Source organism: Acetobacter fabarum, from assembly GCF_029069195.1.
Lineage (GTDB): Bacteria > Pseudomonadota > Alphaproteobacteria > Acetobacterales > Acetobacteraceae > Acetobacter > Acetobacter fabarum_A.
In genome coordinates this window covers 173,130-194,534 of sequence record NZ_JARDYK010000001.1, presented here as the reverse complement: position 1 = coordinate 194,534, position 21,405 = coordinate 173,130, and the positions used below count along the sequence as shown (strand labels likewise).

General features: G+C 60.2%; 16 protein-coding genes. 8 read left to right on the top strand and 8 right to left on the bottom strand.

Annotated elements, in window-relative coordinates:
• The first annotated feature begins 66 nt into the window (after nt 1-66).
• Complete coding sequence (gloB, locus tag PY793_RS00900) at nt 67-792, top strand: hydroxyacylglutathione hydrolase (protein WP_275176253.1); 726 nt, start codon at nt 67-69, stop codon at nt 790-792.
• Between the two features lie 154 nt (nt 793-946).
• On the opposite strand, the gene PY793_RS00895 is transcribed toward gloB, so the two are convergent.
• Together PY793_RS00895 and PY793_RS00890 are read right to left on the bottom strand one after the other, a co-directional pair.
• Nucleotides 947-2,008, bottom strand: coding sequence for a DUF2125 domain-containing protein (locus PY793_RS00895; RefSeq protein WP_275176252.1), 1,062 nt, complete (start codon nt 2,006-2,008; stop codon nt 947-949).
• Between the two features lie 350 nt (nt 2,009-2,358).
• Nucleotides 2,359-3,063 (bottom strand): lysophospholipid acyltransferase family protein, encoded by a 705-nt coding sequence (locus tag PY793_RS00890; RefSeq protein WP_275176251.1) that lies wholly within the window; start codon nt 3,061-3,063, stop codon nt 2,359-2,361.
• 180 nt (nt 3,064-3,243) lie between these two features.
• Between PY793_RS00890 and ahcY the strand changes: the two genes are divergently transcribed.
• A complete protein-coding gene (gene ahcY, locus PY793_RS00885; protein ID WP_275176250.1) occupies nt 3,244-4,533 on the top strand; it encodes an adenosylhomocysteinase in 1,290 nt (429 codons plus the stop codon).
• A 171-nt stretch (nt 4,534-4,704) separates the two neighbouring features.
• Here the strand turns inward: ahcY and PY793_RS00880 are convergent, their stop codons facing one another.
• The 5 genes from PY793_RS00880 to zapE all read right to left on the bottom strand — a co-directional run bounded on the left by PY793_RS00880 (nt 4,705) and on the right by zapE (nt 13,180).
• Nucleotides 4,705-5,574: a L,D-transpeptidase gene (locus PY793_RS00880; RefSeq protein WP_408744651.1), complete on the bottom strand. Its 870-nt coding sequence runs from the start codon at nt 5,572-5,574 to the stop codon at nt 4,705-4,707.
• Between the two features lie 128 nt (nt 5,575-5,702).
• Nucleotides 5,703-7,421, bottom strand: coding sequence for a dihydrolipoyl dehydrogenase (gene lpdA, locus PY793_RS00875; protein WP_275176670.1), 1,719 nt, complete (start codon nt 7,419-7,421; stop codon nt 5,703-5,705).
• An 88-nt stretch (nt 7,422-7,509) separates the two neighbouring features.
• The gene (gene odhB / locus PY793_RS00870) at nt 7,510-8,733 is read right to left on the bottom strand and encodes a 2-oxoglutarate dehydrogenase complex dihydrolipoyllysine-residue succinyltransferase (RefSeq protein WP_275176669.1); all 1,224 of its coding nucleotides are present in this window, start codon (nt 8,731-8,733) and stop codon (nt 7,510-7,512) included.
• Between the two features lie 109 nt (nt 8,734-8,842).
• Nucleotides 8,843-11,710 carry a 2-oxoglutarate dehydrogenase E1 component gene (locus PY793_RS00865; protein ID WP_275176248.1) on the bottom strand — a complete coding sequence of 956 codons (2,868 nt, stop codon included), beginning with the start codon at nt 11,708-11,710 and terminating at the stop codon, nt 8,843-8,845.
• A 204-nt stretch (nt 11,711-11,914) separates the two neighbouring features.
• Nucleotides 11,915-13,180 carry a cell division protein ZapE gene (zapE, locus tag PY793_RS00860; RefSeq protein ID WP_275176247.1) on the bottom strand — a complete coding sequence of 422 codons (1,266 nt, stop codon included), beginning with the start codon at nt 13,178-13,180 and terminating at the stop codon, nt 11,915-11,917.
• An 87-nt stretch (nt 13,181-13,267) separates the two neighbouring features.
• On the opposite strand from zapE, the gene PY793_RS00855 reads away from it, so the two are divergent.
• The gene (locus tag PY793_RS00855; RefSeq protein WP_275176246.1) at nt 13,268-13,606 is read left to right on the top strand and encodes a carboxymuconolactone decarboxylase family protein; all 339 of its coding nucleotides are present in this window, start codon (nt 13,268-13,270) and stop codon (nt 13,604-13,606) included.
• Between the two features lie 46 nt (nt 13,607-13,652).
• Here the strand turns inward: PY793_RS00855 and PY793_RS00850 are convergent, their stop codons facing one another.
• Nucleotides 13,653-15,848 carry a ComEC/Rec2 family competence protein gene (locus tag PY793_RS00850; RefSeq protein ID WP_275176245.1) on the bottom strand — a complete coding sequence of 732 codons (2,196 nt, stop codon included), beginning with the start codon at nt 15,846-15,848 and terminating at the stop codon, nt 13,653-13,655.
• Nucleotides 15,849-15,886: 38 nt separating this feature from the next.
• Between PY793_RS00850 and gltX the strand changes: the two genes are divergently transcribed.
• Genes gltX through dprA form a run of 5 tightly spaced genes read left to right on the top strand, consistent with a single transcriptional unit; the run spans nt 15,887 to nt 21,402 of the window.
• Nucleotides 15,887-17,293 carry a glutamate--tRNA ligase gene (gene gltX / locus PY793_RS00845; RefSeq protein WP_275176244.1) on the top strand — a complete coding sequence of 469 codons (1,407 nt, stop codon included), beginning with the start codon at nt 15,887-15,889 and terminating at the stop codon, nt 17,291-17,293.
• Nucleotides 17,286-18,227, top strand: coding sequence for an aspartate carbamoyltransferase catalytic subunit (locus tag PY793_RS00840; protein WP_275176243.1), 942 nt, complete (start codon nt 17,286-17,288; stop codon nt 18,225-18,227). Before gltX ends, PY793_RS00840 begins: the two co-directional genes overlap by 8 nt.
• Nucleotides 18,224-19,516: a dihydroorotase gene (locus PY793_RS00835; protein WP_275176242.1), complete on the top strand. Its 1,293-nt coding sequence runs from the start codon at nt 18,224-18,226 to the stop codon at nt 19,514-19,516. Before PY793_RS00840 ends, PY793_RS00835 begins: the two co-directional genes overlap by 4 nt.
• Nucleotides 19,513-20,154 carry a glycerol-3-phosphate 1-O-acyltransferase PlsY gene (plsY, locus tag PY793_RS00830; protein ID WP_275176241.1) on the top strand — a complete coding sequence of 214 codons (642 nt, stop codon included), beginning with the start codon at nt 19,513-19,515 and terminating at the stop codon, nt 20,152-20,154. Before PY793_RS00835 ends, plsY begins: the two co-directional genes overlap by 4 nt.
• 33 nt (nt 20,155-20,187) lie before the next feature.
• Nucleotides 20,188-21,402 carry a DNA-processing protein DprA gene (gene dprA, locus PY793_RS00825; RefSeq protein ID WP_275176240.1) on the top strand — a complete coding sequence of 405 codons (1,215 nt, stop codon included), beginning with the start codon at nt 20,188-20,190 and terminating at the stop codon, nt 21,400-21,402.
• Nucleotides 21,403-21,405: the final 3 nt, after the last annotated feature.

Genomic DNA, 21,405 nt, shown 5'->3' with positions numbered 1-21,405 from the left:
GGTTCATGCCTATCATATCTTGGCCAGTCAAAGCCATGACCCAGCCCAGCAGCAGCAGGAGGCTCCATGCCCCTTACCATTCGCGCCATTCCGGTCCTGAGCGATAATTACGCGTGGCTCCTGCGGGATGAAGCAACAGGCACAACTGCCATTATAGACCCCGGCGAAGCAGTTCCCATAGAACGCGCACTGGCACAGGATGGAAACAGGCTGGATTTTATTTTACTGACCCATCACCACCACGACCATACTGGCGGCACCGATGCCCTGCGCACCCGTTACCACGCCAAGGTAGCTGGCCCTGCAGTCGAGCAGCACCGCATGCCAGCACTGGACCTGCCCCTGCATGATAATGACAGACTGGAAATAGGTCTGAGTGCCGGGCGGATTCTTGCCATGCCGGGCCATACACTGGGACATATTGCCTATTATTTTGACCAGCCTCCCGCCCTGTTCTGTGGCGATACGCTGTTCAGCCTTGGCTGTGGCCGCCTGTTTGAGGGCACAGCAGAGCAGATGTTTGCAAGCCTGAGCAAATTACGCGACCTGCCAGCGCAGACCAGCATCTGCTGCGGGCATGAATATACGCTCTCCAACGCTCTTTTTGCCCTCAGCGTGGACCCCGAAAACCCCGCCCTGGCCACACGGGCGCAGGAGGTACGCGCCCTGCGTGACAAGGGATTGCCAACAGTGCCCTCCACCCTCGGGCTTGAGCGCACGACAAACCCGTTCCTGCGCGCACCCGATGCGCAAGCACTGGCCAGCCTGCGCAAACGTAAAGACGAGTTCTGACCGCCCATGGCGCCCGGCAGGCTGCTGCTGGCTAGCGCCCAGACCGCAAAACATATCACTCATGAATCAACCCCGAACACTTCCCCCTCCCGGAGGAGTGGGTCAACTTCCGCACCGCCGCAGGGTATGCCGGAGTGAACAAGATGGGCGCGCCCTAGTGCGTAGCCTGCGTGTCCTGTGGGGGTTGCATCAGCCTTACAACCGGCAAAATCTGCTCCAGCGGCACGGCCCCCATGTACACATATCCATTGCGTGCGGAGAGTGAGAGAACGAGCTTACCGCCTGACCGGTCCCCCCGGACAATCACGTCTTCCAGCATGGTTTTAAAAACTGCCGCCTGCTCGGGAGAGAGAATTTTTTCAGGTTGCAGCCGCTCCACAAAAGGCTTCCAGTCCCTGACCGTCAGCCAGAAATCACCCGTCATAGCTGTGGCGTGCCCACCCCTTACATGACCGGTTACCCCCAGTTTGAGGCCGTTCCAGTCGGCCGAGGCTTTCTGCACGAGCAGTTCAGGCCAGATGGCCTGCCCGCTCTCTTCCTCCTGCTCCAGCACATGCAGACGCTCATATGGTCCGGGCATGGAAAAAGCGGCTTTGATGTTTTGCAGGTATTGCGGCCAGGCAGGAATGGTCATCTGCTCCACCGACAGGGAAAGACCGAGCACACTGGCCTGAAACGTAGCCTGCGTGTTCCACAGCCATGCACCCTGCACGTTGGTCATGCTCACGCCCGATGCCCGCACATGCACAAACGGGGCAGTAAACACAGCACGCCCCGCAGGCAGGGAACGCGCAGGCCAGAATACGTCCACAGGGCTGCCTTCAAGCACGAATGCGCGCGTATCCTCCACGCCATCATGTTCATATGGCACGGCAAAGGACTGCGGCCCATCGAGCCGCATATGTACCTGCAAGGGATGCCACGGCACCACCTCCAGCCCAACATGGCTGACCGTGTATTCCACTGCTCTTCTGGCTGGCCCGCCATGCGTAGTGGGGGTGCAGGTCACATGCATACCCTGCAACGCCAGACCGGCCCTGAACAGTCCTCCCGTGAACTGCCTGCCCTGGTAGGTTATCTGGCACAGCCCGGCAGGATGCGTAACAAGCTGGTCCAGATACTGCTGGCCTTTCCAGCAGAACGCGCCAGCACCGCCGACAAGCAGTACAACTCCAGCCACCAGTGTTACAAAAGCCGTTTTTACAAAGCCTGTCATCCCCACCTCAAATGGCTGTATTCCGCCTGCCCCGCAAAATTATCCACAGCCTGACTTCCTTCCCGGCAGCGCCTTACCCTGCGGCAACCTAGCCTATGCCTCCACCTGATTCCATAGCAAATGAACGGAATGCAATTAATCAAAAAATCCATTCATTTAAAACAGGTTTTTCAAAAAAACATATAGATTGGCCTTGGCGTATGTATAATAACTTCACCTGATTTACTTAAGCCCACGCAGTAAATCAGGCGGTAATACTGGTATGACCCTTTTATGACATAGATCATACTCCACAAAGTTATCCACAGAGGTGACGGCTTATCCCCACCTCCGCCCGCCTGTCCGCAGGGTTACAGACCACAGCCCGGTTCGAGTATGCGCCAGCTTTTTTCAATCTCTTCCAGCAGGGTCGCTCTTCTGGTCGGGCCAATGCCGGGACCAATGCACACATGCAGCACACCCGAACGCTTGACAAAAGCATTACGCCCCCAGAACAGACCCGAATTGGTGGCAACCGGAATAACCGGCAACCCCGTATGGCTGGACATGGCAGCAATACCGGGCTTGAGCGCCACATGCTCGCCCGGCATGGTGCGCGTTCCTTCGGGGAAAATAATAATCTGCCGGTTATCAGCCACCGCCCTATCCGTGCCCTGCAACAGCAGCCGCAGGGCGCGCGCACCCGCCGCGCGCTCCACCGGCATCATACCCGTCAGGACCAGCATAGGACCAAGCAGGGGAATACGGGTGAGTTCACCTTTCATAACATAGCATGGCCGTGGCAGAAGCAGCATCCAGACCAGCGTGTCGAACGCAGACTGGTGCTGCGAGGCAATAAGGGCCGGACCGGACTGTGGCAGATGCTCCAGCCCGCTCACACGCACCTGCACCCCGCAGATGGTACGGAACAGCCACAGGACCAGCCGCGACCACAATCTGGCGTAGGCCAGTGCACGCCCGGGCATAAACCAGCGGATCGGCAATGCGCCAACCCCCATAACCCCGGTCAGCACGAAGGCCACAATATTGAACACGACAGAACGCACAACAGCCATTAGAACAAACCCGTTACAACCCGCATATGAGTCTTCGATTAACAGTGCTGGACACCAGAAAACCGCCATCGTGGCAAGCAAAACCACATAAAACCAGACCTGCCATACCTGTTCCGTCTGGCCTATGGCCTTCTATGGCTGTATAGCAAAGCAGCACTTTGCATAGGAAGACAGGATAATATGAGCGACTATAAGGTAAAGGATCTCTCGCTGGCCGATTGGGGCCGCAAGGAAATTTCCATTGCTGAAGGCGAAATGCCGGGTCTGATGGCACTGCGCGAAGAATACGGCGCAAGCCAGCCCCTTAAGGGCGCGCGTATTGCTGGCTGCCTGCACATGACCATCCAGACCGCTGTTCTGATTGAAACACTGATCGCTCTGGGTGCAACTGTACGCTGGTCTTCTTGCAACATTTTCTCCACGCAGGACCACGCTGCCGCAGCCATTGCCGCTGCTGGCATTCCGGTGTTCGCCTGGAAGGGCCTGACGGAAGACGAATTCAACTGGTGCATCGAGCAGACCATTCAGGGCCCCGACGGCTGGACCCCGAACATGATCCTCGATGACGGCGGCGACCTGACCGTGATGATGCACGAGCAGTACCCCGAACTGCTGGCCAAGGTTAAGGGCCTGTCGGAAGAAACCACAACGGGTGTGCACCGCCTGTGGGAAATGCAGAAAAAGGGCACACTGAAGGTTCCCGCCATCAATGTGAACGACAGCGTTACCAAGTCCAAGTTTGATAACCTGTATGGTTGCCGCGAAAGCCTGGTGGACGCCATCCGCCGTGGCACGGACGTGATGATGGCGGGCAAGGTTGCCGTTGTTGCCGGTTATGGTGACGTGGGCAAAGGCTCCGCTGCTTCCCTGCGCAATGCAGGCTGCCGCGTGCTGGTAACGGAAGTCGACCCGATCTGCGCCCTGCAGGCCGCCATGGAAGGCTATGAAGTGGTCACCATGGAAGCCGCTGCACCGCGTGGGGATATTTTTGTAACCGCAACCGGCAACGTGGACGTGATTACCGTTGACCACATGCGCGCCATGAAAAACCGCGCAATTGTGTGCAACATCGGCCATTTTGACTCCGAAATCCAGATCGGCGGGCTGCGCAACTTTACTTGGGAAAACATCAAACCGCAGGTTGATGAAGTGGTGTTCCCCGATGGCAAGCGCCTGATTGTTCTGTCCGAAGGCCGTCTGGTCAATCTGGGCAATGCGACCGGTCACCCGTCCTTTGTGATGTCTGCGTCCTTTACCAACCAGACGCTGGCCCAGATCGAGCTCTGGACCGCACCGGAAGGCAAGTATGACGTGGCCGTTTACACCCTGCCCAAAAAGCTGGACGAAAAAGTTGCAGCCCTGCATCTGGCCAAAGTTGGCGCGCATCTGAGCAAGCTGAGCGAAACACAGGCCAAATACATTGATGTTCCGGTCAACGGTCCCTTCAAGCACGAAGAATACCGTTACTAAAATATCTTGAACGAAGGGGAGGGAGGGGATTGCCCCCATACGGAGCACCCCTGCCCTTCTTCGGGCTCTGGCCCTGCCGGTAAGCCATCCATTGCGTGCAAAAAGCTGGCAGCAGAACTGGCCTGTACCACAATACATTACACAGGTTGAGACTGCTCGGAACGACCAACCTTAGCCATGCGCTATAGGTCTGTGCGGCGCAGCCTCGTTTTTCAAAGCTTCAGCAGCCGGAGGCATTGCCAGACCTGCTGTATCCACCACCACAAGCAGCAGCCCGGCTATGGGCGAAACAACCCTGTCCTTGCGTAACAGGGCAGCAAACCTGCGGTCCACGGTAGCGCGCTGTTCATACTCCGTATCCAGCAGTCCGTGGCGGTCAATGAACACATTGAGGGATGACGGAATACGGATGCACCCTTCGGACGCCGTATGCCCCAGCCGCTGCTCCAGATAAACCGGGTCTGTTGCGTGCATTTCCAAGCGGATCTGCACTTTGTCCCGGCTTGGTAGCCAGCCTTTTTCAGCCCATTGCCAGCCAAAATCCCATACGCGCATCCCCGTGGTGCCATTCCCCATAATGCCGTTTTCGTTCTTGGTACCCAAGGCCCGGTAACCAAGGCGATCTGCTGAATTAGGGAAAATACCAGTCGGGGTAATATAATAATATTGCCGTCCGGTTGTGCCTGTGGATACTTTGGTGCTGCCAATCACCTGCCAGTCTGCGCCGCCGGGGATGGCCAGAATCAGGCACAGACGCTGCACCTTGGGGTTGCGGTCCACCACCACAAGCACCTGTGGCCGATCCAGCACATAGCCAGCCTGTTCAAGCTGCTGTCGGGCCAAGGCCACCCATGCCGCTTTATATGCTGAAGACACAGAAACAGCGGCGGGCACCTCATGCCTGAAAGCCATTGTCAGCGCCCATGCTTCCTGCCGGGCGGCATCCTCCCCAAGAACGGGAGCAGAATTGTCTGTAAAAGAAGAAGAGGGCGAGGGGGTGCTGTTCCGCCCTGCCCTCTCCTGCGCGCACGCCGTATCCATCCCGGCCAGAAAAGCACCAGCCACGGCCAAGCAGACTGCCAGCTTTCCTACCACAAACATACATACTCTCCCCCGTATGCAACTACGGGAGAGAGTATGGCATTAGTCCTAACAAGAAGAAAATTTTCTCAGATATTGATCGCGCGGTTATCAGCCCCCAGAGCCGCTTCCTTTACCGCTTCGCTCAGGGTTGGGTGCGCATGACAGACGCGGCCGATATCCTCCGCCGAAGCACCAAACTCGATCGCCATTGTTGCCTCGGCAATCAGTTCCCCTGCTGCGGGGCCAATAATGTGTACGCCCAGCACACGGTCTGTCTGCTTGTCGGCCAGCACCTTAACAAAGCCATCCGTCATGCCCAGCGCGCGTGCGCGACCATTGGCCAGGAAGGGGAACTTGCCGGTCTTGTAGGCAACGCCCTTATCCTTGAGCTGCTCTTCCGTAAAGCCAACGGAAGCAACTTCGGGCCATGTGTAAATCACGCCAGGAATGGCGTCGTAATTGACGTGTCCTGCCTGCCCTGCCAGCAGTTCGGCCAGAGCCACACCTTCTTCTTCCGCCTTGTGGGCCAGCATGGGGCCAGCGATAACATCCCCAATGGCGTAAATGCCCGGTACGCTGGTAGCGTAATGAGCATCCACTTCCACACGACCGCGCTTGTCCAGCGCAATCCCGGCTTCTTCCAGCCCCATGTTCTTGCTGGCCGCCGTACGGCCAACCGCCACCAGAACCACATCGGCTTCCAGCGTTTCCACCGTGCCGCCAGCAGAAGGTTCGATACTGAGTACAACGCCTTTTTTGGTTTTTTCGGCTTTGGTCACCTTGTGGCCCAGCTTCATCCTGAAGCCCTGCTTGGTCAGCAGTTTCTGGAACTGTGCGGCTACTTCGTTATCGGTGCCGGGCACCAGACGGTCCAGAAACTCAACCACGGTCACTTCTGCGCCAAGGCGGTGCCATACGCTGCCCAGTTCCAGACCGATAACACCACCACCAATCACCACCAGACGCTTGGGCACTTCGGACAGTTCAAGCGCTCCTGTGGAGGTGACAATAACTTTTTCATCCACCTCAATACCCGGCAGATTCGCGCTGTCGCTCCCACTGGCAATAATAATGTGTCTGGCGGTTACCGGCTTGCCATCCACACTCAGGCGACCCGTGCCCTCGACCTTGCCGTGGCCTTTAAGCCAGGTGATGCCATTTTTTTTGAAAAGGAATTCAACACCCTTCACGTTGGCACCAACGATATCCGCCTTGCGGGCCTGCATCTTGGCCAGATCAAGCTTTACGCTCTCAATCAGCACACCATGAGCCGCAAAATCATGCCCCGCGGCATGATAGTTTTCCGAGGACTGAAGCAGAGCCTTGGAAGGAATACAGCCGACATTGAGGCAGGTACCACCCAGAGTTGCACGTTTTTCCACGCAGGCAACCTTGAATCCAAGCTGCGCTGCACGAATGGCGCAGACATACCCACCCGGACCTGCGCCAATAACCACAACGTCATAATCTGTCTCGGCCGGGGGAGCGGCCTGTGCCTCAGCCTTGGGGGCGGGGGTTAGCTGAGCGGGAGCAGCCTGCGCCGCCGGAGCAGCAGCCTTGCCAACGGCTCCGGCTTCCAGCAGGGCCAGCACGGCACCGACCTCAACCTCGTCCCCTTCCTTGACCGCGTGGTTTTCCAGCCGACCGGCAGCAGGGGCTGGCACTTCCACACTCACCTTGTCCGTTTCCAGCTCCACAACCGGTTCGTCTTCCTTGACCGCCTCACCCGGCTGCTTCAGCCACTTCCCTACCGTGGCGGTGGTCACACTTTCTCCAAGGGTTGGTACTTTAATTTCGGTCGGCATGGGTATTGTCTCGCTCACGTTAGGGTCTGCAAAAAGGAAAGGCCGGAGAGCAGCGCCTGAGCAACCTCCGGCCCGAGCCAGTGTCAGATCAGACGTCAATCAACAGGCGGCGGGGGTCTTCCACATTCTGCTTGAGCCGCACAAGAAAGCTGACTGCCTCCTTCCCGTCCACAATGCGATGATCATAGGACAGGGCCACATACATCATGGGGCGAATGACCACCTGACCGTTTACGGCAACCGGGCGTTCCTGAATGGAATGCATGCCCAGAATACCGGACTGCGGGGAGTTCAGGATCGGGGTGGACAGCAGTGAACCGTAAATGCCGCCATTGGTGATGGAGAAAGTACCACCCGAGAGTTCATCCAGCTTGAGTGTCCCTTCCCGCGCGGCCTTGCCAAACCCGGAAATGGTTTTTTCAATCTGGGCAAAGCCCATTTTGTCGGCATCGCGGATAACCGGCACCACCAGACCATTGGGCCCACCCACGGCAATACCGAGGTTAATGAAGTCACGGTAGATAACATCATCGCCGTCAATTTCGGCGTTAATGGCCGGGAATTCCTTGAGCGCCGCAATCACCGCGCGGGAGAAGATGGACATGTAACCCAGCTTCACACCATGCTTTTTAACAAAGCTGTCCTGAAATTCGGCACGGAGCGCCATTGCACCGGACATGTCGATTTCGTTGAACGTGGTCAGCATGGCTGCCGTGTCCTGCGCTTCCTTCAGGCGGCGGGCAATGGTACGGCGCAGACGCGTCATTTTTACGCGCTCTTCACGCGGGTCATCCTTGCGGGCAGCTTTGGGCGCGGCTGCGGGGGCTGCCCCCTGCGGCTGGGACAAAAAGCCCAGTACATCGCCCTTGGTAATACGCCCGCCAAGGCCTGTACCCTGGCCAACCTGCCCGGCACTCAGGCCGTTTTCAGCCATGATCTTACGGGCTGCTGGCAGAGCGGCGGCGGACTCAACCGCCGGAGCCACAGGCTGTGCCGCAGGGGCTGGAGTTGCGGGAATTTCCGCCTTCTTTTCTGGCGCTACAGCCTTGGGCGCTGCGGGGGCTGCCCCTGCTTTGCCGGGTTCAACGGTTGCCAGCAGGGCACCCACTTCCACCTCGTCTCCTTCCTTGACAGCCTGCGGGCCAAGCACACCAGCCTGCGGGGCTGCTACTTCCACACTGACCTTATCAGTTTCAAGTTCAACGACTGGTTCGTCTTCCTTGACCGCCTCACCCGGCTGCTTCAGCCATTTGGCAATGGTTGCCGTGGTCACGCTCTCGCCCAGTGTTGGCACCTTGATCTCGACTGACATCCTGTTCCCCATTTTTCTCAAGAAAGCTCCTGTGTGGGGTAATGGTTCTGCCACACAGGATTTTTCTTCCGCGTAAGGCGGACAATTTTTCTAAAATTCCAGACCCTGCTCAGAGCGCCGACTTTAGCCCAAGCGCACGGTCCACAAGATCCGCCTGCTCGGCGGCGTGAATACGCGCAAGGCCGGTTGCCGGGCTGGCTGCGGCAGCACGCCCCACATACTGCGGACGCCCCGCCTTATGAGCTGCACGCGCCAGAGCCTTTTCAATCCGCCGGTCCACAAAGTGCCATGCACCCCCATTTTCCGTTTCTTCCTGACACCAGACAATATCTGCTTCAGGATAACGCTTGAGTTCGGCAGCGAGTGCTGCTTCAGGGAAGGGGTAGAGTTGCTCCACACGCACGATGGCGACATCCTTGATGTCTTTTTCGCGCCGGGTGGCCAGCAGGTCATAATAGACCTTGCCCGAGCAGAGCACGACGCGACGGACCTTCGCATCCGGCCCCAGAGTATCCACCTCGGGCAGAACGGGGCTGAAGCGTGTACCCGGTCCAAAATCCGCCAGAGCGGAAACCGCCAGCTTGTGGCGCAGGAGGGACTTGGGCTCCATCAGCACCAAAGGCTTGCGGTAATCCAGCTTGAGCTGGCGGCGCAACGCATGAAAGTAGTTTGCAGGCGTGGTAATGTTGCACACGAACATGTTGTCTTCCGCGCAGAGCTGGAGATAACGCTCCAGACGGGCGGAGGAATGTTCCGGCCCCTGCCCTTCGTACCCATGGGGCAGAAGCAGCACCAGACCCGACATGCGCAGCCACTTGGTCTCACCCGATGCAATGAACTGGTCAATAATGACCTGTGCACAGTTAGCGAAGTCCCCGAACTGGGCTTCCCACAGAACCAGCGTTTGCGGGTTGCGCACGGAGTAGCCGTATTCAAAACCCAGCACGCCGTATTCAGACAACAGCGAGTTCCAGATTTCGATTTTGGCCTGATCCGCCTGAATATGGTTCAGCGGCGTGCAGGGGGTCTGGTTGACCTGATCGGTCCATGTCGCATGGCGCTGGCTAAAGGTGCCGCGCTGGCAGTCCTCGCCAGACAGGCGCACACGGTGGCCTTCCAGAAGGAGCGAGCCAAACCCCATGGCCTCACCCGTTGCCCAGTCAAACCCTTCGCCCGAGCTGAACATGGCAGCCTTGGCCTTGAGCTGGCGCGCGATTTTGGAATTGAGGTTGAACCCTTCAGGCACCTTGGTAAGGGCTGCACCAATTTTCTGCAGCGCATCCAGAGCCACACCTGTATCGGGCCATGCCTGTTCAGGATTCTGCCCCGGTGCGCTCAGCCCTTTCCAGCCGCCTTCCAGCCAGTCCGCCTTGTTGACCTTGTAGGATTCGGCTGCTTTGTAATCCACTTCCAGCCGGTCCTGGAACGCATCCCACTGGGCCTGCGTTTCGGCCTCGGTCATGACACCGGCTTCCACCACACGCCGGGCATACAGGGTATGCGGCGTTTCGTGGCTGGCGATGGCCTTGTACATGACGGGCTGGGTAAAGACCGGCTCATCCGTTTCGTTATGGCCATGGCGGCGGTAGCAGACAATGTCGAGCACGATGTCACTGGCAAATGCATGGCGGTAATCCGCGGCAAGACGCGAGGCGTAGATGACGGCCTCGGCATCATCCCCATTCACATGCAGGACCGGCGCCTCAATGGATTTGGCAAGGTCCGTACCATACACGCCGGAATGTCCGCATTCAGGGTTGGTGGTAAAACCAATCTGATTGTTGACCACCATATGGATGGTCCCACCCGTGCGGTAGCCGGGGAGCTGGGACATGGCAAAGGTTTCGTAAACAATACCCTGCCCGGCAAATGCTGCATCACCATGAATGATAATGCCCATGCTGCCAGTGCGGCTTTGCGTATCGCCCGCGTCATCCTGCGTTGCACGCACCTTGCCCAGCACAACGGTATCCACCGCTTCAAGATGGGAGGGGTTAGGCAGGAGCGAAATATGAACGGAGCGCCCGTTTACTTCCACATCCGCCGAAGAACCCAGATGGTACTTGACGTCCCCCGAGCCTTCCACATTGTCAGGCTTGAAGGAGCCACCGGCAAATTCGTTAAAAATGGCTACGTAAGGCTTGCGCACCACGTTGACCAACGTGTTCAGGCGGCCACGATGGGCCATGCCGATGGTCACCGAGCCAACACCCTGCGTCGCAGACTGGTCCACAATGGCGTGCAGGGCGGGAATGGAAATTTCCCCCCCTTCCAGCCCAAAGCGCTTCGCACCCACGTAGCGCTTCTGGCAGAAAGCTTCAAACCCTTCCGCTTCAGCCAGATTTTTGAGAATGCTCTTACGTTCGGCCACGCTGACATTTTGCTGCCAGTTATCGCTTTCCAGCCGGTTGCGGAACCATTCGCGCTGCTCCGCATTCCGGGCGTACAGGTATTCCGCACCAATATTGCCACAGTACACCGTGCGCAGAGCTGCAATAACGTCCTTGACCTTGGCTGTACTGCGCCCTTTGAGCAGAGGGTCCAGCAGGGAGCCAACAAAAACCTCGCGGTCCAGATCCTTGGGGCCAAAGCCGTAAGTCTGGGGGTTCAGTTCCTCACGCTGGGTGGGAACCTTGAGCCCGAGCGGGTCAAGCGTTGCTTCCAGATGACCAAATTCGCGGTAGGCGCGGACCAGACGGGCAATAGCCAGACTATCCTGCGCGGCCAGACCGCCAGCCGGACCACCCTTGGCAGGTGGTGGCGGCTCTTCCCCCGTAATAATGGACGGGCGTGGCGCCCAGGATGCGCCAAGCGCATCATGCAGCACGGCCGCCTCGTCATCCCCCAGCGAGCTGAAGAGAATATCGAAGGAGGGATCTACACTTTTTGGATCCTTTGCCCACCGGGCATACAAATCCGCAAGGTACGCGATATTGGCACCGTTCAGAGCGGTTGCCAGCATATCCGATACCGCCATCTCACATTCCTCCCTGTTGCGGGGTGATCACGCGCCGCAGACCAGATGTTGTGTCACACTCCAACGTAAGCCGGACCATCTTTTCCTTCACCCCACCCATACGGCGGGGTGCCCTTGATATCCCTTGCCAGAAGCACACAGCCCCCGGCTCTTTCTGTCTCAAGAGCTAGACCGGCCATGGGAGCGGAACAAGGGCACCACCTGTCACGCTCTAGCGAGGCTGTGCGCCGCCTGTGCTGCCTGCGCACCATGCTCAAGCCAGCTTTCACTGCCCATTTCCGCCAGACGGGAGGCTGTGCGGGCGAATGCGTCCGATCCCTCGCCCTCGGTAAACAGTTTGTCAGGTGTGGCCGCAGCCGAGGCAAACAGCAGGTTTCCGTTGTCGTACAGGGCATCTATGAGGGTAATGAAGCGTCGCGCCAGATTGGCCTCGTCCTGTCCCATGCAGGGGATGTTGTCGATCACGACAACGGGAAAACGCCGCGCCAGCGCCAGATAGTCGTTCGGTCCCAGAGGCTTTCCACACAAAGAGTTGAAATCGAACCGGCACACCGGCCCTGCCGCCTGCTCCACCTCAAAACTACGTCCAATAAATTCCAGCATGACCGGCTGGGAGCTGGCACCCCCGGCCTGATGGGCAAAAATACGGTCAAGCGTGGCGTGGGCCTGCACATCGGCCGGAACCAGCCATGTCTGGCGGTCCTGCTCGCGGCCGCGCCGGTAATCCCTTGGAGAATCCAGCTCGATCGTATCCATCTCACGCCGGATAATGGCAATGAACGGCTTAAAGGCGTCTGCTCCCGGCCTGTTCTGGAACAGTTGGGAAGGTTCGGTGTTGGATGTGGCAACAATAACCACGCCATCGGCAAACAGCGCCTCGAACAGACGGCCCAGAATCATGGCATCGGCAATGTCATTGACCTGAAACTCATCAAAGCACAAAAGCTGCACACGTGCGGCAATGGCTTTGGCCAGCGGGGGAATGGGGTCGGCCATGCCGGGGTTGGCAGCCTTGAGGGCATGCAGCTTCTGGTGCACGTCCTGCATGAAGCGCAGAAAATGGATGCGTTCTTTAAGCCTGACTGGCGCACAGCCAAAAAACAGGTCCATGACCATGGTTTTACCCCGGCCCACCCGCCCTACAATGTAAAGCCCGCGCGGGCAGTCCTGCGTGGGCTGCGCGGGCTGGCTCATCAGCTTTCTGGCCAGCCCTGCCAGAAAGCCTGCGCCCTTGCCGGTAGGGCTGGCCGCCTGCGCCGCGCGCCTGGGCATGGTGGCCAGTTCGCGCCACAACTGGTCCAGACGTTCGACCACACGGGCCTGATCCGGATCGCTCTTGATGTCCCCCGCAGCAATGCGCTGCCGGTAAACTGCCAGAGGCCCCTGTGCGGTCGCAGCGGAGGCCCCGCTCGTGTTCATGTCTGTCATAATTCTGCCCGATAACGGCTTGGGGGCTCTTTCTGCAAGCATCAACACCTCTCCTAACCGTGTCGTGACAAGGTCGAGGAGCTCTGGTGCAGTCGGAGGGTCCAACATACCCGTATCGGAGTCCATGCCATGACCGACTGGAATGCTTATCGCACCAACATGCAAAAAAACGTCAAGGAACTGGCGCAGCTAACCCCCAACACGCTCAAAGGTTTGCAAACACTGGAAACCCCTCTGCCTGAACTGAAGCATCTGGACGCAAAAACGCGCGAGCTGATAGCACTGGCCGTAGCCGTAACAACGCGGTGCGATGGCTGCATTGCCGTGCACTCCGCCGCAGCCCGCAAGGTTGGTGCCAGCAAGGAAGAAATAGCCGAGGCTCTTGGCGTGGCCGTGGCGCTGAACGCGGGAGCCGCCCTTGTCTATTCCAGCCGGGTGATGGAGGCGTTTGACAGCACGGAAAGCTGACCCGCCCCACCAGAACACAGGCGTGGGCGCCACACCGCCGCACGCCTTATTCCGCCTGAGCCAGAGGCAGGGTGGGCATACCGTGGCCACCGGGCCTGAGTACCCACAACCGCTCCCCCCGTGTTTGCCGGTCACTGACCACCCGCACGCCCGAGGCCAGAAAAACCGCCTGCGCGCCCACGCGCCAGGCGGTAAAACGGTCCAGCCGGGTAGCAACATCAGGGCATGACGCCCTCAGGGGTGCCACGCTGACCACCAGATCAGCCTGTGCGCACAGGTCCGGGGGCAGAAGGCTGCGCCCGTCGGAGGGATCATGCACACGCAGCACCACTTCGTGCATATGGCGGAGCAGGGTGCAGGTGCCCACGGTATCGCCCTCTCCACAGATCAGGCTGCCATCGGGTGTTTCAGCCGCCTGTACCGCCGTGCTGGAAAAACCGGTTGCGGGCATAGCCAGCGCCTGTGCCCAGACGGCCTTTATGGCCCGCTCATCCCGCGCATGCCCCATGACCAGTATGGCCGTATGGTCACGCACACCCATTAACTGTCCATCCGGGCTGATCAGGAGGTCAGGCCGGGTAACCAGCCAGGGGGTCAGGGTGGCACAGAGTACAACAGGCATGCCCCACCACCGCAGCCGCCCCCGCCACAAACACAGCCAGCACAGGCCCAGAAGAACGCAGGCAAGCCCCCAGCCGGGCATGGCGGGCACCCCCATGCGCGCACCCGGCCAGCCTGCCACACCATGTGCCAGCCACAGCACAACACGTACACCGGCATCCATGAGATATAAAAAAGGAGCATCCGCATGCAGGGGCATAACCGCCAGCGCCGCCAGCCCCAGCGGCATAATCCACACACCCATCAGCGGCACGGCCAGCAGGTTGGCCAGTACAAAAAACGGCTGCACCACTCCAAAATGAGCCATCACCACCGGCAGGGTGGCCGTGCCAGCCAAAAGACTGGTCAGCACCAGCATAACGCCATGCCGGGCCAGCCTGTACCTGACGCCTGCAAGCCCGGACAAGGCACGGATCAGGCGGGGGTGCAGAACCTCATACCCCGCCACAAGCGCCATGACCGCAGCCATGGACATCTGAAAAGCTACATCCAGCACAACCTGCGGTGCCACCAGCAGCATAAGGGTGGCCGCCAGCGCCAGCCCCCGCATGGACACAGCCCTGCGCCCCATCGCAAGCCCAAGCACCACTACGCTGGCCATCAGCCAGCTCCGCACGGCAGGCAGGTGCCCCCCTGTAAGCAGCACATAACCCCCGCCTACACCCCACGCCACAAAGGCGGAAAGCGCCTTGCAGGGCCATCGCAGGGCGGCATATTCCCACGCGGCCAGCGCCATACGGCAAACCAGCATGGCCACCCCCATGACAAGACCAAGGTGCAGCCCCGCCACCGCCAGCAGATGCGCAAGCCCGGAGGCGGCAAAATCCTCCCGTACGTCCTGCGGGACGGCCTCTGCCCGACCACCTAGCAGGGTGGCCACAACCGCACCGGAAGGACCGGGCAGAACGGCGCGCACGCGCGCGTTAACCCGCCCGCGCACGCTAGCCACCCCCAGCCGGAATCCGGACACCCTGCTCTGCCGCCCCGGCTCCGCATGCACAGGCTCCAGCGCGTAACCACTCCCCGCCTGCCCGGAAAACCATGCCTCCAACTGCCTGTCCCTCCCGCCGGGCAGGGCAGGAAAAGGCGGAGGCTGCAACATAACCCGTACGCGCACGCCATCCCCCGGCGCGAGTGTGGCCGAATCGTACTGAACCAGCCGTATGTCCAGAGTACGCCGCAGGGGGGCCATGCCATCATCTACAAAATCATGCAGGACAGCGCGCGCCAGAGTAATACGCCGCACCGGCTCCCCCTGCCCTGTGAAAGCAGGAAAAACGGCGACATCACGCACGATGCCAGAAATTTCGGTGCCCCGGCGTGGCAGTTCAGGCATGGGCGGCTGGCGATGGGCAGCACACCACGCCACACCAAACCCCACGGCCAACGCTGTGCCCGCCCCACCAGCCAGCCGTGCGACAAGGCTCAGAGGCCAGTAAAAACAGGCCCCGAGGCACAGAACCGCCACCCCGGCAGGCACCCCCACACCGAGCAGCGGCCCCGGCTCATACGGCCATAAAAAATAGGCAAGCACTCCCAGCGCCAGCAGGACCGGAACCCACAGCACAAACCTCCTGAACTCCGCACCTGACAATACCATGACAGACATCGGGTTCAGCATATGGCTCCCCGCGCCTGCGCGTGATAAAGAAGCGCCCCATGACGACCATCCGCACACGCTTTGCCCCGAGTCCGACAGGCCTGCTGCATATTGGCAACGCCCGCGCAGCCCTGTTCAACTTCCTCTTTGCCCGTCACCATGGCGGTCAATTCCTCCTGCGTATTGAAGATACCGACCGCGAACGCTCCACCCAACAGGCCGTAGATGTTATTTTTGCGGGCATGGACTGGATGGGCATTACGGCCGATGAGGAACCCGTCTTCCAGTCCTCGCGGGAGGCACGCCACCGCGAGGTTGCACTGGAACTGCTTGAAAAAGGCCTGGCCTACAAGTGCTACTGCACGCCAGAAGAACTCAGGCAGATGCGCGAAGACGCCACAAAAAACGGCCTGCCCCCGCGCTATAACGGCCTGTGGCGTGACCGCGACCCGGCAGATGCGCCACAGGGCGCTCCCTACGCCATCCGCATCAAGGCTCCGCGTGAGGGCGATGCCGTTATTGATGATCTGGTACAGGGCGAAGTGCGCGTAGCCAATGTTGAACTGGATGACATGATCATCCTGCGCTCCGATGGCACCCCCACCTACCAGCACGCCGTGGTGGTGGATGACCACGACATGGCCATTACCCACGTTATCCGTGGTGATGACCACCTGACCAACACCTTCCGTCAGGCCATGATCTACCGTGCCATGGGCTGGGACCTGCCGCGCTTTGGTCACCTGCCGCTTATTCATGGCCCTGATGGTGCCAAGCTTTCCAAACGCCATGGCGCACAGTCCGTGGTGGAATTCCGCGATATGGGCTACCTGCCCGAAGCCCTGTGCAACTACCTGCTCCGTCTGGGCTGGGGGCATGGAGATGCGGAAATCCTCTCCCGCGCAGAGCAGATCAGACTGTTCGACATTGACGGCGTTGGCCGTGCACCCTCCCGCATGGATTACGCCAAGCTCGACCACATCAACGCCGTATGGCTGCGGCAGGCAGATGACGTGCGCCTGACGGATGATGTTATGGAACGCCTGAAAAAAATTGAAGGCGTTCATGTAGACGAAACCACCCGTGCCCGTGTACTGGCTCTTATGCCCGGCCTTAAGGAACGCGCACGCACACTGGTTGAGCTGACCGAGAACGCCGCCTTCCTCGGCCGCCATGTGCCCCTGCCCATGAACGCCAAGGCCGAAAAGCTGCTGACCCCCGAAGGCCGCACCCTGCTGGGTGAGCTGGCGCGGGATCTGGCCGTGGTGGAGCCGTTCAGCCCCGAAAACATAGATGTAGCCCTGCGCGCCTTTGCCGAGCGCGGCGGCCACAAGCTTGGTCAGGTTGCCCAGCCACTGCGCGCAGCCGTAACCGGCTCCAATTCATCCCCCGGGATTGATGCCACATTGCAGGCATTGGGCCGGGATGAAACACTGGCCAGAATAGGAGCCGTTCTGCATGGCTAGCTTTCCCGGCCGCCACACCCGGCATCTGCTCGGGCTGGAGGGCATGACGCCAGACCAGATCGAGCCACTGCTGGATCTGGCCGAAAGCTATGCCCTGCTCAACCGTTCCCGCAAAGTCCCGCGCGACGTGCTGCGCGGGCGCACCTTGATCAACCTGTTTTTTGAGGACAGTACGCGCACGCGTACTTCCTTCGAACTGGCAGGCAAGCGGCTGGGGGCGGATGTGATCAACATGTCCGTCGCCCAGTCCTCGGTGAACAAGGGGGAAACCCTGCTGGACACCGCGGCCACCCTTAACGCCATGCGCACAGATCTGCTGGTGGTCCGCCACTCCCAGTCCGGAGCACCAGCCCTGCTGGCCCGCAAGGTGGAAGCCTCGGTCGTGAATGCGGGCGATGGCATGCACGAGCATCCCACGCAGGCTTTGCTGGATGCGCTGACCATCCGCCGCCACCATGGCACTCTGGGGGGGCTCAAAGTCGCTATCTGTGGGGATGTCGCTCATTCCCGCGTAGCGCGCTCCAATATTCATCTGCTGACCACAATGGGCAGCTCGGTGCGCCTTGTAGGCCCGCCCACACTGGTACCGGGCAACCTCGGCCAGCTCGGGGTGGACATCCACCACAGCATGGAAGACGGCCTGCGTGATGTGGACGTGGTGATGATGCTGCGCCTGCAGCGCGAGCGCATGTCCTCCGGGCTTGTCCCCAGTGCGCGCGAATACTTCCGCTTTTTTGGTCTGGACCGCAGGCGGCTGGATCTGGCGCACAAAAATGCGCTGGTCATGCACCCCGGCCCCATGAACCGGGGCGTAGAAATTGACAGCTCCGTTGCCGATTCCGACCAGAGCGTTATTCAGGAACAGGTGGAAATGGGTGTGGCCGTACGCATGGCCGTGCTGGACCGCCTTACACGTAGCAGACAAACGCCATGATCTCCGTTGTTTTTGAAAATGTTCGCCTGATCGACCCCGCCTCCGGGCTGGACCAGCCCGGTCGCCTGCTGGTGCAGGACGGGCGGATAACCGGCATAGACAAACCCGGCGCCGAAGGCAGGCCAGAAGGTGCGACCCATGTGGACGGCCAAGGGGCCGTGCTGTGCCCCGGCCTTGTAGACATGCGCGTGGAAATTGGCGAGCCCGGCTACGAATACCGTGAAACCATAGCCTCTGCCACCCGCGCAGCTTCTGCCGGGGGTATTACCACCATTGCGGTGTTACCCACCTGCAAACCCGCCATAGACAACCCCGCTCTGGTCCGGATGCTCCGCGCCAGAGGGGAGGAAACCGGGGCCGTGACCATTCTCCCCTATGGTGCGCTGACCAAAGGGTGCGAAGGCAGGGAACTGGCCGAAATCGGCCTGCTACACGAAGCCGGAGCCGTCGCCTTTACCGATGGCAACCGCGCCATAGACCCTTCCCGCCTTATGCGGCTGGCACTGGCTTACGCCAGCGGATTTAACGCCATGGTGGTGCAACACCCCGAAGACCCGTCTCTGGCCGGGTCGGGGTGCGCCACATCTGGCGCGCTGGCAACCCGTCTTGGGCTTGCGGGGATTCCCACAGCGGCCGAATCGATCATGATCGCACGCGACATCCGTCTGGCGGAACTAACCGGAGGGCGCCTGCATTTTGGCCATGTCTCCACCGGAGAAGGGCTGGACCTGATCCGTCAGGCCAAGGCGCGCGGGCTGAACGTGACATGCGATACAGCCCCCCCCTATTTTGACCTGAACGAAAACGCGATTGGCGATTTTAGAACCTACGCCAAGTTCTCCCCCCCTCTGCGGAGCGAGGAAGACCGGCTGGCAGTATGCGCCGGGCTGGCCGATGGCACGATTGACGCCATTGCCTCCGACCACCACCCGCGCGATGCGGACGACAAGCGCCTGCCTTTTGCACAGGCCGCAACCGGGGGCACGGGTATGGTCACGCTGCTGGGCGTAACCCTTGCGCGTGTGCATGATGGCACGCTGGGTCTGCCACAGGCCCTTGGCCTGCTGACCTACCGCCCCGCGAGCCTGCTGGGCGTGGACGCTGGCACTCTGGCCGTAGGAGCCATGGCCGATCTGTGCCTGTTTGCGCCCGAGCAGAGCTGGCTGGTCACTGCAGGCAAACTCCCCGGTCGTGCGCAGAATACCCCATTCGACCACCGCCCGCTGGAAGGCCGCGTGCTGGGCACATGGAAGGCTGGCCAGTGCGTTTATGAAGCAGATGCGGCATGAGCGGGCAGCTTCCCTCGTACGTGCTGTGGCTTATGGCGGCCATGGCGTTCATGGGTTACGCGCTGGGCAGCGTACCGTTCGGGCTGATCCTGACCAACCTCGGTGGTGCGGGGGATCTGCGCAGCATTGGCTCTGGCAATATTGGCGCAACCAATGTGCTGCGTACCGGCCGCAAGGGCCTTGCCGCCGCAACGCTGGGGCTGGATGCTGGCAAGGGGTTTCTGGCGGTTCTGATCGCATGGGTCATGACCTCGCCCGATTATTCCGACCATACCGCATCCCTTGCCGCATTTGCGGCAGTGGTGGGGCACTGCTTTCCCGTTTTTCTGGGCTTTCGGGGGGGTAAGGGCGTTGCAACAGGGCTGGGAGCGCTGCTTGCGCTCTCCCCCATTACAGGGCTGGCTGGGTGTGCTGTGTGGCTGGGCGTTGCCAAGGCTTCCCGCATTTCCTCCGCCGGGGCATTGGCCGCATTTTTGGTTATGCCGGTTGTTATTCTGGCCCTGTACGGGTTTTCCTTTCAGGCCAGCCCAAAGCCCATGGCAACGCTGCTGATCAGCCTGCTGGTTGTTGCCCGCCACCATGAAAATATAGGTCGTATCCTGCGGGGCACCGAGTCCCGCATTGGTCAAAAGGACTGACCGACCTTTGCGCCGGTTGCTCTACCCTTCCATATGAACAGCCTGTACGCAGCCCTGCGCCTTGCGCGGACCGAGCAGGTTGGCCCGCGCACATGGCAGCGGCTGGTAGCACAGTATGGTACGCCAGAGGCAGCACTGGACGCCTTGCCGGGCCTGCCCGCCAGAGGGCGTACACGCCCCATTATTCCCCCGCAGGACAGTATTGAGCGTGAAATTGAAAACACAATGCCCCTTGGTGGCCAGTTTCTGACCCTGCTGGACCCGCACTACCCCCTTCTTTTGCGGCATATCCCCGATGCCCCACCCGTGCTGAGTATTCTGGGTGACCCCGCCTGCCTGAGCCAGCCCGGTATTGGCATTGTCGGAGCGCGCAATGCCTCGGCCCAAGGGTTACGGCTGGCTGAAAGTCTGGCAACGGAACTGGCCGACTCCGGCCTGAGCGTTATTTCCGGCCTTGCGCGAGGAATAGATCAGGCTGCCCATCATGGCGCACTTTACAAACGGGGACTGACAGTTGCCGCCATAGCGGGCGGGCTGGACTGCCCCTACCCGCCCCAGAACACCGATTTACAGGCGCGCATTGCCCAGATGGGCGCGGTTGTGACTGAAGCCCCCCTCGGCACCGCCCCGCAAGGCCGCCACTTTCCGCGTCGGAACAGGCTTATTGCGGGGCTGGCCCTTGGTTGTGTGGTGGTGGAGGCTGCCCCTCACTCTGGCACACTGATCACAGCGCGCATGGCCGCCGATTACGGGCGTGAGGTCTTTGCCGTACCCGGCTCCCCGCTGGACCCAAGGTGCAGGGGCAGCAACGACCTCCTGCGCAAAGGAGCCATTCTGGTCGAGCGTGTGGCGGATATTCTGCCCCATATTGCCATAACGCCACCCCAGAACCCGGCTCTGGCCCTGAGCCGCACAAAATCCACGCCTGAGCTGTTTGCATCCCTCCCCCCTTCCACCACCACAGGCGCAGAGAGGGTGGATTTTAAAAATATTCTGCAAAAACAGTATGTTGAAGGTAAAACCCCGGCTTTACCCACACACCCGCATACAGCAACCACCCCTGCCCAGCACCTGCTTGATCTTCTGTCCTTTACACCCATAGCTGTTGACGATCTTATAAGGCGCTGCCAGTTCTCGGCTTCTGTCGTTCTGGTCGCGCTCACCCAGCTTGAGCTGTCAGGTCAGGTGACCACCTATCAGGATGGTCGCGTTGGGCTCACTAACGGGCAGGCAGAAACGAGTAGGTAAGTG